The organism is Mycobacterium sp. E2733 (assembly GCF_001667585.1).
GTDB lineage: Bacteria > Actinomycetota > Actinomycetes > Mycobacteriales > Mycobacteriaceae > Mycobacterium.
On record NZ_LZJZ01000044.1, the window covers coordinates 1 to 608 of the forward strand.

A 608-nucleotide genomic window follows, 5' to 3' on the forward strand; every position below is an offset into this window, starting at 1 on the left:
ACGTAGCGTCGGACGGTGTCAGGCTTGGACATGTCGAATGTCTGTGCCTCGTTGACGGTAGAGAACGACCAGATGATGCGGGCGAGCCATTCGCTGGCGGCCGTCACGTCGACCCCGGCACCAACCTCTCCGCGGTCACGCGCGTCACGTACGTAGGGTTCGAGAAATTTGGTCGTCCGCCGGACCGCCGTATCCCCGTCAGAGATCATGTGCCGCATCAGCTCAGCGTCATCGGCCATCAAACGGTTGCGAGTTCGGTGGTCGAGCAAGATCCTCGCGTGTGTTTCGGCCATCGCGCCAACCTGCTCGGCCAGCGTACTTTTCTTAGCCATTGCGGTCGCCACGTCACGATAGAACCGCTGCGCCCCGAACTCGATGGCGGCGTCGATGAGCACATTGCGGTCCTCGAAGTAGCGGTACACCGTGCCCCGGGAAACGTTCGCCATCCGCGCCACGTCCTGAACGCTCGTGCGCTGGATCCCGAGCTGTGTGAAGCATTCGTTCGCCGCGTCGAGAATCTGGTCGCGGCGGTCGAACTCGTCGGTGATCTCCGCTTCGCCGGTCTTCGGGTCGGTCAGCATCTCACTCCTCCACGCCCTCAGGGCGCT

Annotated in this window: 1 protein-coding gene; it reads right to left on the reverse strand. The window is 63.0% G+C overall.

The genetic code is table 11. The features are described 5' to 3' along the window. Nucleotides 1-581, reverse strand: a 581-nt coding sequence (locus tag A5678_RS09635; RefSeq protein WP_068041314.1) for a TetR/AcrR family transcriptional regulator, incomplete at its 3' end; no start/stop codon positions are given. Nucleotides 582-608: the final 27 nt, after the last annotated feature.